Source organism: Solidesulfovibrio sp. DCME, assembly GCF_049995385.1.
GTDB lineage: Bacteria > Desulfobacterota > Desulfovibrionia > Desulfovibrionales > Desulfovibrionaceae > Solidesulfovibrio.
This window is the reverse complement of the sequence record NZ_CP188261.1, coordinates 1,134,101-1,150,013: the sequence shown is the minus strand read 5'-3', so window position 1 is coordinate 1,150,013 and position 15,913 is coordinate 1,134,101. Positions and strand designations below refer to the sequence as shown.

Here is a 15,913-nt window from a genome sequence, read left to right as displayed (position 1 = left end):
CCAGCTAGTGGATTTGAGAATATATTTTACTTTTATTGTTCTCGATTATATCTTGGTGGATTGTGCCAATACAATCCGCCAGGACTCGAAAAATATTGTCATAATATTTAAATCGAAGCGCACGGCTTAACTCGATTTGAACAATCTTGAAATTACGCCCATATCCTTTATACGCTGGCACACGTGGGTCGCCGTTAATATGCCAATAAAGGCACTTGCTACCGATAAACTTATTATTCAACAGAACGTTATTGCTACCGGAATCGCTGAGCAACAAATTCAAATAGTCTGCAAAGCTGTCTTCACATAACGCACCCCAACGAGTCCCAATTTCGATGTCTATCGATTTCAAATCAGTAGAGAAGCCATTTTTCATCCCGTGAAGCGAAACATACAAGAAGCAATTGTCAGCCAATCCTTCTGTATTTAACACATTTTTATGTTTTAGAATGTGGTACAAAGCTTTACGTTGTTGTGCGTGTGCTTGAACCGAGGCAACATTACTAAAGTCAATATCACGGTTTAGGTCTGCAATTGTCCGAGGCATGAGTGCCTGGATGACTCCGGCTCCTGTTGCTTCAGCTAGGTCGTGTGAAAGCTCCATGGTTCTCTCGTCGGACTCATTCGGCTCACCGGAACAGTGCGGGGCATCAATAATAACATGGACACGGGAATCCCCAGGCCAATACCTGACGTAGTCCATATATTTGTAGTTAACTTTCACGGCAACATTCTCGTTATTTATTGTTGTTTCGATTTAGCCAATCACCGGACTGAACAACCGTGCCGTGGTGGATGCCGTAATAAAAATACAACCAACTCAACATGTTCATACCATTATCTAACCGGACTGGCGTCAGCTCCCGATGGTACCCGTGACGTTCACCGTCCCGATGGCCTTCCAGCGCATCCAGCGATTTTACTAACTTATTGTCCCAGACCATAAACACTTCTCCTTTAATGGTAGAGGTTTCTGGTTCCTTGTGAACAAATGGAATTCCTGAAGAGGACATTGTGTACTTATTTGCGGTCGTCGCAGAACCGACAAATTCAAATCCTTCTTTGCCGTCAAGTAGTCGCTGATAGTTTGACTGCACCCGCCTAAGTGTCCCATAAACAAATAAATGCATCGGATTCACTTTCGTCTCTCCATTGGCTGAAATCTATGGATCGTCGAATATACGTACCCAAAAATTTGTCAACTCGAATTTTTACTTTAAGAAAAGTAATTTTCAATAAAACATTTATAAAAGATTGGAGGTGCTTACATGATATTCGAATGTGATATATGCGACGTGACAATCCCTGAAAACACCTATTATTATTCACTTAATTTAAATTATGAGAAGTTTGAGGAAAATGGTATAGCTGTCGCTACGAGCAACTGTTTGCTCACCCTATGCGAAAATTGCATTGGCAGCCTGCCCGTGGGTAGGATGCTATCGTACGGAGTGCGGATGGGTGGCGAGACTGGTTATGAGCGCTATAAGCAGATAATAAAAATATTTAATGGCGATGAAAAAAATTAAATAAGCAACTACTAATAATTGTTTAACTCAACTTCAAAAAAAATAAACAAACCCCCTAGATCCATTAAGGCCCAGGGGGTTCTGTTGTGTTCCTTGCGAGTTGCTCAGAAAGGGAAAAAACAAATATTATATATTGTTGGAAGAATTTAACGCGATTGCCTCAATCCTTCCATTATCTTTGACTAAGTCTAAAATAATTGAGTTCTTTGCCGCCAGTGATTTGAGTGCACGATGATAAGAGACAGGCACTCTGGCGTCATCTTCTTGAATATCACCGATTCTGTCATTCAATTTTTTAATATAATTTAAAACTAGTTTATAATCTACACCTGATGTTGAGTTGAATTCACTACTTAAATAATTTAAAAAATTCAGCACAACCTTTTCAACTTCAGCCACTTTAATTTCTTCTACAATAACTGGGGGCTTTGCTTGTGGCAACCACGCTATCAGTCCCCATGCATGGCCATCTTCGTAATCAAATTTAGCGACATTTAGCAATTCTCGTTTTTGCAATAAATGGAAAGCACGACGAACAGAAACCAAGTTTGACCGGGAGCGCGGAAGTTCTAAATACTCAAGAACTTGATCCACGCCGATATAGTCGTCATCATTTAGTAGATAGATAATTGCTCGTTGTAATTTGCCGAGCCTAGTCATTGGCACCATCTCTTAAATGCGGATAATCATGTAACATTATTCGCTTGTTTTTAAACGACAATCGCATTTTACGGCGTTGCTCTTGCTTTGCAAATCCTTGGTCAATTGGTCTCGAGGCTGGATCTGGAATAATATTTTTATTTCTTATTAGTACAAGTTTTAGTCTGAAAATTTTATACAAGTTTGTAAAGCACTTTTGCGGTGTATCACCCAACATATCTATGTCATGCTTAATTGAGCCAGCTTTAAATATTAAATTATATAATTTATTACTTTTCATTTTTTCCTCAAAATATTTTATAATAGTTTTTTCAAGAAAACAAAATTCACTTTCGGGCTTTTACTTTAACAATAGCAACAATCAATAACCGCTCTATAATTTATACTCGGTTCAAGCCTAGCTTCTTTATGCCTCAAATTTGGCGTATACGCGGCGTTTCGAGGCAGAGGGAGGGCAAAGGTCACCCTGAGCGGCAAAACGCAGCCAGCGGCATCCTGGAGGGAAATAACCCCTTGCCCACAATTATAGGTCCAATCGGTCAAATGCTGGCCGACTAAACCTGCACACCGCGATTCATGTAAGCCATGGCAGACCCGACAGGCACTTGGCACCCTGGAACAAACCATTATCTTCACCGCCATGGCCCAACCATTTATAATGGATGCGTCGCCGTCGCAGCATGCACTATCCCTGGAATCTGTCTAAGTAATCGTAATTGTAAACAGTGCCATCGTTAACATCCTGCAGCAGCTCCTCAAAATATTCTGAAATCTCCCGGTTGCTCAAAAATGATCCATTAATATTATTATTCAGCATCGACACCTTTTTAATATGAGTGCTAAAAAACGTTGCCAAACATTTCCTTTCAATCGACAACTGTTTCGCGAATACTCTTTGGTTATATATTTCAATACCATTTTCACCATTTAAAACATTCTGCTCCCCATCTTCAATTGCTTCCAAGAGACTTTTTCTAATAATATCATACGGTTCAACAGGACTTGCCAGCGGATCGTTATTGCAAATACAAAATATTTTATCCAAAATAAATTTAAATATCGTCGCTGGACGCTGCATGAAGTCAAACAACGTAGTAATTTTCGGCAACCCTCGCTTATGCTCCTGGAAAAACTTTTTTTTAATTTGAAATTCAAGACGGTAAATTCCGTATCCATTTTCAAGGCAATATTTATACAATCTAGCCTTGTCTTTGTTTTCACTGGCTTCCCGTATATACGTCAGCACCTCGCGGTCAATTACACCAAAATTGGAATACAAACCGAACCAATAGTCGTTATTGTCACTATGAACTATTATTTCTTGCAATTTGTCGTATTGATTTATAACAAGTTGACCCTTGAGGACAGTATTTTTGAAGCTACAAGAACTAGTACTAAATTCAGTATTGCTCTTTGAACCAAAACTCCATATTTCATTCTTCGAAGTGGTCCGGAAAGCGTATTCACTAGTATTATTATACAAACCAGACATGACGTCTTCCATTATCCGCGTAGCCTCAAAACCACCGCTGCCAATAATATCGGCAGCTAAATGGCCTTCGGAATACATCAGCTTTACTTTTAAAATATCTACAGAGTATATAACGCCAAGCCGCGCCAACATTTTACTTGTTGCCAAAAACAACCCGTCAATAGTGTTACTTTGTATAAAACGCGAGAAATACTTTACTTTAAAATTTCCGCCGGCAGACGTCAGGCTAAAAGATATAAACATATTATTATCGTAGATGTAATTATAAGCATAGCTACCATTTGACTTGCTTGATTTCACGAAGTAATTGTTCGTGTCAATGTTCGTGTTCATTGTTGTTATTTCTTCAATAGACAACGACATCACAGCAAACAACGAATCAATTGATAATTTAATATTACACTTATCGTAGTCCATCATTGAAACCTCCAGGGCAGCAGTTAGGGTACTTGTCTAGTTTAAAATAACTCACAATTGAAAAGAACAAATAGGTAAAATAGTTTTTAAATTATATGCTAGTACAATTATTACACGGGACCTATACTTGCGTGATTACTCACAAGGACTAGACACGTACATGTAAGTGTAGGAGCGAAACATAAATGAAGGCAATTTATGGCAACTGCTAATATATGCCATATGTGAATCCATACACTGACGTGTTGAAGGCATATGCAAGCAAAAGCATGCTACAAAATTGAAGGCAAATGTTATCAAATAATTGGTGCATACAACTTGTATAACCATACACTCCCGTGTTGAAGGTACATGTACAAAACACGAAAATAATGGCCTTAATATAGACATCAATGTTTATCGATGGAAATCGGGAATATCGTTGAAGGTGAATGATTGTCATTAAAATGGCCTCCCCATTATTATAAGGAAGAAATTTTTAATCTGACTATTTCACATAGGTGAGTTGCTGCTTCAAGATCCATCTCACGATAAGCAAGTAGAATATTCTTGAGAGATGAGCTTGGCCAATGCCAAGCACAGCTCCGCAATAAACTTGAGAGACTCTTTTTTTAAATCAAAGAAATTAAAGATGTGTTTGTGGTTCATTCTTTGTTTTAATATTATCAATGTTTTTTTGAAAATAATTTTTTGACCATTATTTGCACGGGTAATTTTGTTGACAGAACGACATAAGCATCAAAAACTAGATACTTATGTCGTTCAACATACCAATTGGGTTATTTAATTGAAATCAATCTCAAGCATTCCCTTAACAAACACCTCTACAAGATAGATGTCGAGCAAGTTGTACTTATTATCCATTGACTCAATGACGATTTCATAGGCCAATCTCAAATAATTTCTGTCGTTGTAGTTGTTAAATCTTTCAACATTGGAAAAGCTGGCAATAAATTCCAACCCCGCCGAAAGATTTTCTGTTACATCACAACGATCCGTTGTAACCCTAAGATCTTTATCTATTGAGTAGCTTGCGATATCATTGATAGCTTCTCGCACAACTATTGCCACAGCCTTCCCATCAAAATTCTTGAAATAATTCATACAAACGCTCCTTTTATATGTGTTATTAAACTACCTACAGCCACTGCCAGCAATTTGAACAACGTCACTTTTCAAAGAACTTTTCTCGTTCAAATCTGAGGACAAGCTAACAGGTAAGTCTATGTTTGTCAAGCTAATTATCAAAAAACAAATCAAAACCCGACCGTCATTTAACCCTGAAGCAATAAATCTTTGCTTATCAGTTGCTTCCGTCAAACAAACTTACACTACAAACCTGACGAGCATGACACAAAAAACGCAGTTATATTTACTAGCTTTTACGACACTACTGAATAAGAAAAATTTTTGTGATTGGTATTATTTGACACATCTATTTATTGATTTCAGATCATGCCCAAAATTATCATAAACATACTTTGAGCAGCATGTCCTGAGCAATCCCGGAAATACGAATAGTGCTATTCTCAATTGGTAGAGGATGTGAAGCGAAGAGCCGAAAGAAAGCGAGACAAACTTTCCTGGCCCCACTTTGGAATCGGTCAAATCGGGAAACACGGAGAAATAGATGTCCGGATTTGAAGCATGGCTAATCGGCCGACGCGAGGCTAAATCCGATGTTTACCACTTGCCCCCTAGTTTTCAGACTGCGATGCCCAGAATCCCGGGGTAAGACTTTTGCATTTACCACTTTAGCTTAATAATTTCCGATAAACCGCTGTGGCGCTGCCACTTGTTCAATAACCATCACTACGATTCCAACGGGACCTCCAAAGAGTCCTCACCTGGTCCCAAATTGGGCAGCCGATGAAAATTTGTCCATTTTCGAAAGGAAGATAAGATTAGATCTCTCTCAGTCTCTGGTGGCTCCAGGGGTGATAGGCGAGTGGCCCCTCGTGGAGGATGTCGGGTGAATCCTGCCAGCCACGGTCATAGGCTTGTTCCTGTTGGCACCGCTATCGACAGAGTCTGGTGTCCTGATTAATTTGCGCGTGCGTTTTTGTCCATTCAAGGAAGCCGTAGGCTACCGGACTGGGCTTCATCGGTCCGTTGGCACCATTGCGAAGTCCGAGCCGCCGGGGTCAATCACCTCCGGCTCGAACAACCTTCCCACCGACAATTGCCCCGTACCTACACACCATTGTGCAGGTTCCCAGTTCTCGAAAGGCAGCCAGAGGACTGCCCCCAGCATACCGGCGCTGTTATCATGATCACTTAGCAAAAAGCTGACGCCAGCCCCTTCCGCTAGACCATTGACTCTGCTATGATTGATACAAAGTGGAAAACCCAAGGCGGTGGGCAAGAATATGTCGGATTCCGAAAAGTCAAGCAGGAGGATTGAATCACAAATCGATAGTTTCGCCCAAACACCAATACACGACAAGGGATTATTTCAGATTGTTTTAAACTGTTTACCCATGCCGTACCTGCTTGTTGACACCCAAGAGCGAGTCCTTCAAACTAATCAAGCTTGCCTTGACATGCTCAAGATTGATGGCCCTGTAGAATCATGTTACGGGAAAAGTTTAAGCGAAGTCTTTTACAACGATCCATCACATCAAACTGTCGTAGGTAGAAGCATTCAAGAGAATAAAATATTCAGAGATATTGAAGTCCCTACTAGGGATCACCACGGAACAGAACTTCACATTGTTGCAAATGTTTTTCCACTTTACGATCTAAACAAAGATTGCATTGGTGGAATGTGTATCTACGTTGACACCACAGAACGCAAGCGCACTGAAGAAGCGCTGGAAAGACGGATGGTGGCGCTTACACGCCCCCTCGAGGACACCGAGGGCATCCAATTTGAGGACATGTTTAACCTGGCCGATATCCAGCGCCTCCAAGATGAATTTGCCAATGCCACGCGTGTAGCCTCGATTATTACCCGACCTGATGGAACGCCCATTACCAATCCGAGTAACTTTTGCCGTCTGTGTAGTGATATTATTCGCAAAACTGAAAAAGGTCAGGCCAATTGTTTTCGATCCGACGCTATGCTTGGACAGCTATCCGTTTCAGGACCAACCATTCGGCCGTGCATGAGCGGGGGGCTGTGGGACGCAGGGGCGGGTATCTCGGTAGGCGGACGACACATTGCCAACTGGCTGATCGGCCAAGTGCGCGACGCAAGCCAAAACGAAAAACAGATGCGCGACTATGCAAAACGGATCGGGGCCGACGAAGACGAAGTGGTTGAGGCTTTCCGTGAAGTTCCCAGCATGACACCAGAGCGCTTCAGACAAATTGCTCAAGTTCTTTTTACCCTGACCAAACAACTCTCTTCAATGGCGTACCAAAATATTCAACAAGCCAGATTCATTTCTGATCGAAAGCAGGCAGAAAATGCCATCAAGCTAAGTGAAGCACGCTTTAAAAAATTATTCGACAACGTAGATTCAGTGGCTGTCCAAGGCTATGATCGTGATAGGAAAGTCATCTACTGGAATAATGCCAGTGAAAAAATTTATGGATACAAGAAAAATGAAGCTATTGGCGTCCATCTTGAAGACCTAATAATTCCACCCGATATGCGTCCTCATGTTATCGAAGCCATTCGTCAATACGCAGAAGAAGGCAAGCCCATCCCGGCGGGTGAACTCCACCTTATCCGCAAAGATGGAACATCAGTTCCAGTCTATTCAAGCCATGTCATGCAAACAACAGGGCATGGCGACTTAGAGCTATTTTGTCTAGACATCGACCTGACAGAGCTTGATGCGGTCAAACAAGAGTTAATCTCTGCCAAAGACAAAGCGGAGGCGTCAAATAAAGCAAAGAGCGAATTTCTTGCGAACATGAGCCACGAAATCCGCACACCGCTCAATGGTATACTTGGCATGTTACAACTCCTTGAAAAAACGGAGCCGAGCGACGAACAAAAAGAGTATCTACTGGGTGCAATTAAGTCGTCAAAAAGATTGACACGCTTGCTGTCTGACATCCTTGACTTGTCAAAGATAGAAGCCAAGCAAACCATTATTGACGAAGTTGAATTCGACATCGAAGAGATGACTCAGTCCATTTGTGACGTTTTTTTGCTATCCATCAAAGAGCATGGATTGATTTTGAACGTCGCGCTGGACAAGAAAATTCCCCGCCGCCTCGTTGGTGACGAAACAAGGTTGAGACAGATACTGTTCAACATCGTCGGAAATGCCATCAAGTTTACGCCAGAAGGAAGTATTTCCGTTGAAATATCACTCCTGCCGTGCCCCGTGGAACAATCGTGCCGAATATTTATTTCAGTTTCCGACACTGGGATAGGGATACCAGACGACAGACAGAAAGACATTCTGGAACCATTTACACAAGTAGACGGATCATATGTTCGATCCAAGCAAGGAGCTGGGCTGGGGCTGGCTATCGTCAAACGACTTGTCAGCCTATTAGGTGGAAGTCTTTGCATAGATAGTGAGATTGGAAAGGGAACAACATTTTATGTCGTTTTACAGTTTAAGTTTGCAACCCCAACAAGCACAGACAACGAATGCTTGAAGCCAATGACTGAGAATGGAATACCTCCAGGATTAAACATCCTTGTCGTTGAAGATGAACAGATAAATAGGACAGTTGCTTGCAAGACACTAAACAAGCTTGGCTGCAAGACTACGATGGCTATCGACGGGAAAAATGCATTGGCAAATCTTGCCAAATCCGATTTTGATTTAATCTTAATGGATATCCAGATGCCTGTCATGGACGGTGTCGCTGCGACCAAAGCCATAAGAAGCGCGCCAGAATTTGTTTCAAAGTCAAATATCCCAATAATAGCAATGACTGCTCATGCAATGCTAGGAGACCGCGAAACATTCCTAGAAGCAGGGATGGACGACTACGTTTCCAAGCCGTTTAGCAAGCAGGAACTCATTGATGCGATAGCAAGAGTGACAATGAAGAAGTCGTGACAAGTTTCATGCATACATTGTTGTGCAGTTACAATACGAAATAATTCAACAAATATATGCGTAAGAATACTGCAAAAAGTATCATAATTAATCTTCTGGGCGGAGAAGTATAAAGCAACCAACACAAATTCGCCCTTTCAGCACTATGACTGTGGCAAAAAAATTACAGACATTCAAAATAGGCTCTCTAGCATGCAAAATTCCGTTCTGACATTTAATCTATGTTTTTTAAATTTCTTCCGGAACTTGCAAGCCAATTTTTACCGAAAGACAATATTCAGTAGCTACTTCAGCAGGAGGGATATCACATGGCCGTAGTTCTTCTTGTCGATGATGACGATACATATAGATGTATTTTGCGTCGATGGCTTGTCAGCAAGGGGCATGAAGTCATAGAGGCCAGCAATGGCAGAATAGGCATTGAGCAATGCCACAAAAGCCATCCAGATGTTGTTGTTACTGATGTTTTTATGCCAGAGGCAGATGGATTAGAGATGTCGATGGATGTTGTTGCTTCGCATTGCGCTAAGGGAGTGATCGTCCTTTCAGGTGGGGGGAAAACTATGACAGGGGGGTGCTTTCTTGAGTATGCTAAGGGGCTTGGTGCTAACGAGGCGTTCCAGAAACCTGTTGATAAGGAGCGTTTTCTCGCAGCGGTGGCTTCCATCGCAGAGAGTTGAGTCCCGGCAGTAAACACATGGAGCCGACATGGAATCTGACCTTTACGATAGTTATTTTCAAAGCCTAGTTGCCGGTGATCGCAGGGCATGCCGGCAAATTATTCTTGGTCTTTTGGAAACTGACATCGACATCAAAACCCTGTATCTTAGTTACTTTCAAAAGTCGCTGTATGCTATTGGTGATCTTTGGGCTGCAAACAAAATCACCGTCGCTGTGGAGCACATGGCAACGGCAATCACTGAAAGTCTATTCCCCTTGGTCTACCCCAGAATCTTCATGGCGGACCACTGCGGTAAGAAAGCTGTCATCTCCTGCACCGCGAACGAATACCATCAGATCGGCGGAAAAATGGTCGCTGATGTACTGGAACTCAACGGCTGGGACACTATTTTCCTGGGGGCAAATACTCCACTCCAGAGCCTTCTGGACTTCATCGATACAAATCAACCAGATATGGTCGGCCTTTCTCTAAGTTTGCAGGATAATATGCCGAACCTACTCACGGCAATTGGCAAAATCCGTGACCGACATCCGGAACTATCAATTATTGTCGGGGGACAAGCCTTTAGCTTCGCTGCTAGCGAAGTTCTGAAGCCAACTGAACATGTTCATTTAATACGTTCCTTTTCAGAACTTGAAGGATATATACAGGCAGATGCTTATGCGACCTAAATCCGTTGACAATGTGAACGCCAGGTTCCTTAATGATTTTGCGGAAATGATCTACTTGCGGCTAGATAACTCTGGCCGCATTTTAGAAGCAAATAATTTTGCTAAAGCTACCTTGCAACCGAATCCGGTTGGCCTTAATTTTAGCGAGATTTTTGTTGCTTTCACACAGACCATTGACCCACTCCAGGCCGCACAGAATGAAATGACCCATGTGCCGGCCTCTGTTAATACCTGTGCTGACCTTCCTCGGACTTTTTTTTTCAGTTTTTTTAAAGTTACCGAGGGAGTGGATGTTTACGGAGAGGCCTCGGGCACGGAAGTACTCACTCTGCAGAAGACTTTAATTGAAACAAACAATGAACTCAGCAACATGACACGGCAACTTCAAAAAAATAACAGCGAGTTGCAAAAACTCAATGACATTAAGAATCAATTTCTAGGGATGGCTGCGCACGATTTGAGAAACCCTATTGGAGCTATTATTGCATACAGTGATTTTGTCATGGATGAAGCTAAGTCTTTGACGGATGAGCAGAAAGAATTTCTAAGCATAATAAAAAACTCTAGCAATTACATGCTTAAATTGTTGGACGACTTGCTGGACTTTTCAAAGATTGAAGCTGGAAAGCTTGGCCTTGATTTATCTCGATGTGATTACGTTAATTTCGTTAAGAGGATTGTCAAACTGAATTCAGCTATTGCAGCCAAAAAACATATCCAAATAATTTTAAACGTGCATGAAGTAATTCCTGAGCTAGATTTTGATTCAATAAAAATCGAGCAAGTTCTCAACAACATATTGTCAAACGCGTTGAAATATTCACTACGAAACACTACGGTCATGGTGAATATGTTTATGAGTGGTGACTTTGTGACAGTTGAGGTTCGTGATCAAGGTGTTGGAATCCCCAAAGACAAAATCGACTTAATCTTCCAACCTTTCACCAGGGTCTCGAAGCAAGGCACGGAGGGAGAGCGTAGCACAGGCTTGGGACTTGCTATCGTCCGGCGCATCGTCCTTGGCCATCGTGGACGCATCTGGGTGGAGAGCAGTGAAGGCGAAGGTTCAACATTTTATTTCACTTTGCCTGTTGTGGCAAAAGAGTGAGCAAATAAAAAATGGCTAATGGAATTTCTATTGCTATCCGAACTGTTAGTCATTGCGGTTCAAAAATTGTAACAATTTTAAGAATATTCGCAGCGAACAAATTATCATGGCCTCTGGCCTGTGAAAGGAGCTGTTGTTGTTTAAATTTATAGTATTGACAGGAATTTGTTTATGCATAGCAATCCTGACTGTCGCTTTTGTGAAACTACCCATAAAGTATATCATAAGAGACTTATTCGCAAAAGAGATGCCCCTTGAAACCGTTCAAAACGTCGACCTCAATCGGTACCAGGGCACTTGGTTTTCGGCATACGAGTTCTACGCTTGGTTTCAAGCTGGATGCAAATGCACTAAAGCAGAATATTTGCTTACAGATAGCGGAAAAGTTGAAGTAAAAAATTCATGCTACCGAGATGGCAATCTTGTCACAGCGACAGCAATAGCATGGCCCATCAATAAAGGAGACAACTCCAAGCTTTATGTTCAATTCAGGGCACCATTCAAGGGAAAATATTACATCCTATCAATAGACGAAGACTATCAGCACGTCCTCGTTGGAACACCAGACAGAAACTATCTCTGGATTCTTTCACGCACGAAGACTATTGATGAAAATACCTTCAAAGAATTCAAGGCAAAAGCAGAAGAGCTTGGGTTTGACAGTTCGCGTTTTTTAAAAGTTAATCATGAGTGCTCTAGATCTGATTGATCCCTAGACGCGCTAATCTTCTGGCACTTCTGAAGTGAAAGAACCTGTCGGGTAATTTTGACGTTTTGCTTTTTAAAAGCACAGACAGTCCAAGCGATACCACCAAAAATGCTATTTTCAACCATCAACTGATCGGAGTGTAAAATGACAGATGCCAAGGAGTTGAAAATGTACTTTGAAGAAACCAAGGGGTTTGGTGTACTGTCTACATCAAATGCATCTGGTGAAGCGAATGCAGCCGTTTATTCACGACCACACGTGATGGACGACGGCTCATTGGCTGTTGTTATGAATGATCGCCTTAGCCATAAAAATGTTCTTGGCAATGGGAAGGCTCATTTTTTGTTCATGGAGAGTGGCCCTGGATACAAAGGCAAGCGTCTCTCCCTGACCATGCTTCGCGAGGAAGAAGATACAGCGCTTCTCCATGACCTTTGTCGTCGCTGCCATCCCAAAGAACTTGAACTCAAAGAATCTAAGAGATTCTTAGTGTTCTTTAAAATTGACAAGGAATTACCCTTAATCGGAGTAAACTGAAACAACATAGCAGTTTGGAATTGGTTCACGCTCCAGCTCTCCTACAAACGGCCCTAAATGCACGCGGGCTGGTCCTGCGGAGTTGGAGCGACCAATTTTGATTGGGCAAAATGGAGAGTCTACCGTCTCGGATTTTGCCCACGTGATGCATTGCCCAGCAGGGTTGACGGAATCGAAATCAATCGTATTTTGTAGGATCAACTTATCCGGAGGTATTATGAAAAAATTTGCTGTGTTAACTTTCCTGAGTGCACTTCTAATTGCAGTTTTTGCTATTGCTGGCGGAAAATATGACGGCCACTTTGGAGATATTGACAAAAACAGCGACAAGGTTGTTGTAAAAGAAGAATTCGTTGAATTTTTTAAAGCGAATGGCGACCCAGCAGCGGCATTTGTCATCATCGACGTCGACAAATCTGGTGGCATAGACCATGACGAATGGCACGCTTTCAAGGAGGCACACGGTTATGGCCATAAGGATTCAAACAATCCCGACGAGAAGAAATAGCTAAAGACGCTCTGTAAACAGAAAGGCCGGGGTATTAATGATGTCTGGATGGACCATTAATCTAGAGTTGCAAGATTAATGGACAACAACAATTAATTTCTCGGCCTATTTCAATTGTGCATTTTATTTTTAAGTGATGAAATTTTGCTTACCATGAGATATATTGTTTTTGTTAGCCTCTGCCTTTAAAGCAACGCTTAATAACCATCGTGTAAATAAATTCCGATGCAAAAGGTAGAACGACTGTTACAGTTTATAAATCGGTTGAGCAATAGTTGGTTCTGAAAAGATCTTAAAAACTACCAGGAAGCCACTATGGACTTATTTTTTACTGCCATCACCTGGATTGGTTCGTTATATGTTCTTTTGCCCTTATCTATGTTGCTCTGCCTCCTGTTGGTTTTGGATGGAAAGTATGCCCAATCAACTTTTATTAGTTTAAGCTTGCTACTTACTGTAGCTTCTGTCCATGTGGCAAAGTTATTATTTCGCCGTCCGCGCCCTTCCTCTGAAGGACTTATTGTGGCTATGCCACCTGACTGGTCATTCCCCAGCGCTCACACAGCTCAGGCAACTTCTTTTTTCTTGTCCTTAACCTTTGTTATATTTCAATTCCTTCCGCCAACATGGGCAACATTGTTTTCTGTCTTGAACCTGTTTTTGGTATTCTGCGTAGGTTATTCACGCATTTACCTTCAAGTTCACTATGTTTCAGATGTCCTGGCAGGTTTTATTCTAGCTATGATTGTCGTAGCTGGCTTGTACTATGTTATTTTATTTAGAAAATGACCCCATGACTTCCAAAATCTAAATGGCTGGAAAGCTTTAATCCCGGTTGTATCTGTAAAGGAGGAATTACACGTGCGAAATAAGTTTCTCGGACAGGGAGAATATGGGTATCACCCAATTCGAAAAATTAAGGTTTGCCTTTCTGGTCTTCGTTATGCTATTCGTTATGATTTTAGTGTCGCTTACAAAGTATATCTTTCAATACTTATGCTTTTTATCTGCATCGTCTTGCATCAATGGATAGACGCTCTTCTTGTCATGGCAGCCACAGGTTTGGTACTTATTGCCGAAATGTTCAACAGCGCCATTGAAGCCCTGTGTGACTTTATCGAAACGCATGAAAACGAGAAGATTAAAGTAATTAAAGACATATCAGCGGCCGCCACTGGGATATCAATTCTTCTTTGGGTCGTTGTTTTAGGCGCTGAGACAGTAAAATTTTTGAAGAACTATTAAAACAAGATGTTTTTTAGGTTTCAACGAAGAACAGAATTCGAGACTAAAATTTTCTATAACTTTCAAACATTATGCTTGAAACTATTCACAGATTAACCCCGGATTAAAGCCAAAGAAGAGTATCTTCTTTTATAAGCAGTATTGCAGCATCTCTAATGCCACAAAATATCGAGCCTCTGGGAACTGATGACATTAAAGTAGGCCGGTAGAATCATAGAAAAGCCCCAGGAAGGGTGCTCCGGTACGAAACCTGCGTTATCTTGGCTTCGGCGGAGAAATTGCCGAAACGAGGCAAACGCACTTCCCGGGACAATCAGGAGGCAAAAAAAGTGGAAACAGCGTGGATGTGGATTGGCTTCAATCTGCTGGTCTTGATCCTCCTGGCCCTGGATCTTGGCGTATTACACCGCAAAGGGCGGGAGATCGGTGTACGCGAGGCTCTGCTACTCAGCTTTGGTTATGTCGTGCTGGCCCTAGCCTTCGGTGGGTGTGTCTATCACTTTCTAGGTCCACAAGCCGGAACGGAGTACATAACTGGCTATCTTATCGAAAAAAGCCTTTCAATTGACAATATCTTTGTGTTCGTCCTTGTCTTTTTGCATTTTTCCGTACCCCGCGACTGCCAGTACAAGGTTCTTTTTTGGGGCATTCTGGGGGCACTTGTCATGCGTGCCTCGCTTATATTTGCTGGCGCGGCGATTCTCGATACTTTTCATTGGATCATATACGTTTTCGGAGCATTCCTTGTATTCACGGGGGTCAAAATGCTGATCACTGTGGGACAGGAGCCTAACCTGGATGAAAATCGCATCAATTATTTTATGCGTCGTCATTTCAGGGTGACACCAGGATTCGAAGGCAACAAATTTATCATCCGACGTGATGGCGTGCTCTACATAACGCCTCTTCTCATCGTTTTGGTGGTCATAGAATTCACCGATTTGGTCTTCGCTCTAGACTCTATACCCGCAATCTTCGCCATCACCACAGACCCGTTCATCGTCTATACATCGAACGTATTCGCTATTTTAGGCCTTAGGGCTCTATATTTCGCCCTGGTGAGTATCATCCATCGTTTTCACTATCTCAAATACGGCCTGTCACTTGTGCTCGTGGTCGTTGGCGCGAAAATGATCGTCAACGCATGGTTCGGAGCGAAGATTGTGCCCACTGAGATCGCTCTGCTGATCACTTCTGGCATCATCATCGCTTCCATACTCTTTTCGATGCTTAAGACCCGGGCCGAGCCAACCGAGGAAGAACTTAACGAGGCGGCGCGTTGGTGGGTGCCGGGCAGCCCGACTAAAACCGATTCCGCCGACCGTGAAAAGAAAGGGGGCCGCGAGCCCTGATTCCACATGCTGAAAACTGCTGTCCCTTAA

General features: G+C 42.2%; 16 protein-coding genes. 10 read left to right on the top strand and 6 right to left on the bottom strand.

What is annotated here, in order from left to right; translation table 11 throughout:
• Positions 1-4 precede the first annotated feature (4 nt).
• The 6 genes from ACP59X_RS04900 to ACP59X_RS04875 form a co-directional block, all read right to left on the bottom strand.
• On the bottom strand, positions 5-724 hold the full coding sequence (locus ACP59X_RS04900) for a hypothetical protein (RefSeq protein WP_428565646.1): 720 nt from the start codon (positions 722-724) through the stop codon (positions 5-7).
• A 13-nt stretch (positions 725-737) separates the two neighbouring features.
• A complete protein-coding gene (locus ACP59X_RS04895; protein ID WP_428569810.1) occupies positions 738-1,130 on the bottom strand; it encodes a gamma-glutamylcyclotransferase family protein in 393 nt (130 codons plus the stop codon).
• 525 nt (positions 1,131-1,655) lie between these two features.
• A complete protein-coding gene (locus ACP59X_RS04890; RefSeq protein ID WP_428565644.1) occupies positions 1,656-2,189 on the bottom strand; it encodes a hypothetical protein in 534 nt (177 codons plus the stop codon).
• The gene (locus ACP59X_RS04885; protein ID WP_428565642.1) at positions 2,182-2,469 is read right to left on the bottom strand and encodes a hypothetical protein; all 288 of its coding nucleotides are present in this window, start codon (positions 2,467-2,469) and stop codon (positions 2,182-2,184) included. The genes ACP59X_RS04890 and ACP59X_RS04885 overlap by 8 nt, the downstream gene beginning before the upstream one ends.
• A 405-nt stretch (positions 2,470-2,874) precedes the next feature.
• Positions 2,875-4,101: a hypothetical protein gene (locus ACP59X_RS04880; protein ID WP_428565641.1), complete on the bottom strand. Its 1,227-nt coding sequence runs from the start codon at positions 4,099-4,101 to the stop codon at positions 2,875-2,877.
• A 780-nt stretch (positions 4,102-4,881) separates the two neighbouring features.
• Positions 4,882-5,202 carry a hypothetical protein gene (locus ACP59X_RS04875; protein WP_428565639.1) on the bottom strand — a complete coding sequence of 107 codons (321 nt, stop codon included), beginning with the start codon at positions 5,200-5,202 and terminating at the stop codon, positions 4,882-4,884.
• A 1,265-nt stretch (positions 5,203-6,467) separates the two neighbouring features.
• On the opposite strand from ACP59X_RS04875, the gene ACP59X_RS04870 reads away from it, so the two are divergent.
• The 10 genes from ACP59X_RS04870 (at position 6,468) to ACP59X_RS04825 (ending at position 15,883) form a co-directional block, all read left to right on the top strand.
• On the top strand, positions 6,468-9,071 hold the full coding sequence (locus ACP59X_RS04870) for a PocR ligand-binding domain-containing protein (RefSeq protein WP_428565637.1): 2,604 nt from the start codon (positions 6,468-6,470) through the stop codon (positions 9,069-9,071).
• Positions 9,072-9,379: 308 nt separating this feature from the next.
• On the top strand, positions 9,380-9,751 hold the full coding sequence (locus ACP59X_RS04865; RefSeq protein WP_043637335.1) for a response regulator: 372 nt from the start codon (positions 9,380-9,382) through the stop codon (positions 9,749-9,751).
• Between the two features lie 28 nt (positions 9,752-9,779).
• Positions 9,780-10,424: a cobalamin B12-binding domain-containing protein gene (locus tag ACP59X_RS04860; protein ID WP_160964134.1), complete on the top strand. Its 645-nt coding sequence runs from the start codon at positions 9,780-9,782 to the stop codon at positions 10,422-10,424.
• On the top strand, positions 10,414-11,532 hold the full coding sequence (locus ACP59X_RS04855) for a sensor histidine kinase (protein ID WP_428565634.1): 1,119 nt from the start codon (positions 10,414-10,416) through the stop codon (positions 11,530-11,532). The genes ACP59X_RS04860 and ACP59X_RS04855 overlap by 11 nt, the downstream gene beginning before the upstream one ends.
• Before the next feature lie 136 nt (positions 11,533-11,668).
• Positions 11,669-12,241, top strand: coding sequence for a lipocalin family protein (locus ACP59X_RS04850; RefSeq protein ID WP_428565632.1), 573 nt, complete (start codon positions 11,669-11,671; stop codon positions 12,239-12,241).
• Between the two features lie 144 nt (positions 12,242-12,385).
• Positions 12,386-12,778, top strand: a complete 393-nt coding sequence (locus ACP59X_RS04845; protein ID WP_082140046.1) for a pyridoxamine 5'-phosphate oxidase — start codon at positions 12,386-12,388, stop codon at positions 12,776-12,778.
• A 217-nt stretch (positions 12,779-12,995) separates the two neighbouring features.
• Entirely contained in the window at positions 12,996-13,286 is a 291-nt protein-coding gene (locus ACP59X_RS04840) for an EF-hand domain-containing protein (RefSeq protein ID WP_428565630.1), read from the top strand.
• 315 nt (positions 13,287-13,601) lie between these two features.
• Complete coding sequence (locus ACP59X_RS04835; protein WP_160962734.1) at positions 13,602-14,075, top strand: phosphatase PAP2 family protein; 474 nt, start codon at positions 13,602-13,604, stop codon at positions 14,073-14,075.
• 72 nt (positions 14,076-14,147) lie between these two features.
• Positions 14,148-14,531: a diacylglycerol kinase gene (locus tag ACP59X_RS04830; RefSeq protein ID WP_428565627.1), complete on the top strand. Its 384-nt coding sequence runs from the start codon at positions 14,148-14,150 to the stop codon at positions 14,529-14,531.
• Positions 14,532-14,764: 233 nt separating this feature from the next.
• Entirely contained in the window at positions 14,765-15,883 is a 1,119-nt protein-coding gene (locus ACP59X_RS04825) for a TerC family protein (RefSeq protein WP_428565625.1), read from the top strand.
• Positions 15,884-15,913 lie beyond the last annotated feature (30 nt).

Bases quoted from the DNA above. Each gene is read 5' to 3' on its own strand.
- ACP59X_RS04895 (WP_428569810.1), bottom strand. From the start codon at position 1,130: ATGCATTTATTTGTTTATGGGACACTTAGGCGGGTGCAGTCAAACTAT.
- ACP59X_RS04890 (WP_428565644.1), bottom strand. From the start codon at position 2,189: ATGACTAGGCTCGGCAAATTACAACGAGCAATTATCTATCTACTAAAT.
- ACP59X_RS04885 (WP_428565642.1), bottom strand. From the start codon at position 2,469: ATGAAAAGTAATAAATTATATAATTTAATATTTAAAGCTGGCTCAATT.
- ACP59X_RS04880 (WP_428565641.1), bottom strand. From the start codon at position 4,101: ATGATGGACTACGATAAGTGTAATATTAAATTATCAATTGATTCGTTG.
- ACP59X_RS04875 (WP_428565639.1), bottom strand. From the start codon at position 5,202: ATGAATTATTTCAAGAATTTTGATGGGAAGGCTGTGGCAATAGTTGTG.
- ACP59X_RS04870 (WP_428565637.1), top strand. From the start codon at position 6,468: ATGTCGGATTCCGAAAAGTCAAGCAGGAGGATTGAATCACAAATCGAT.
- ACP59X_RS04865 (WP_043637335.1), top strand. From the start codon at position 9,380: ATGGCCGTAGTTCTTCTTGTCGATGATGACGATACATATAGATGTATT.
- ACP59X_RS04860 (WP_160964134.1), top strand. From the start codon at position 9,780: ATGGAATCTGACCTTTACGATAGTTATTTTCAAAGCCTAGTTGCCGGT.
- ACP59X_RS04855 (WP_428565634.1), top strand. From the start codon at position 10,414: ATGCGACCTAAATCCGTTGACAATGTGAACGCCAGGTTCCTTAATGAT.
- ACP59X_RS04845 (WP_082140046.1), top strand. From the start codon at position 12,386: ATGACAGATGCCAAGGAGTTGAAAATGTACTTTGAAGAAACCAAGGGG.
- ACP59X_RS04840 (WP_428565630.1), top strand. From the start codon at position 12,996: ATGAAAAAATTTGCTGTGTTAACTTTCCTGAGTGCACTTCTAATTGCA.
- ACP59X_RS04835 (WP_160962734.1), top strand. From the start codon at position 13,602: ATGGACTTATTTTTTACTGCCATCACCTGGATTGGTTCGTTATATGTT.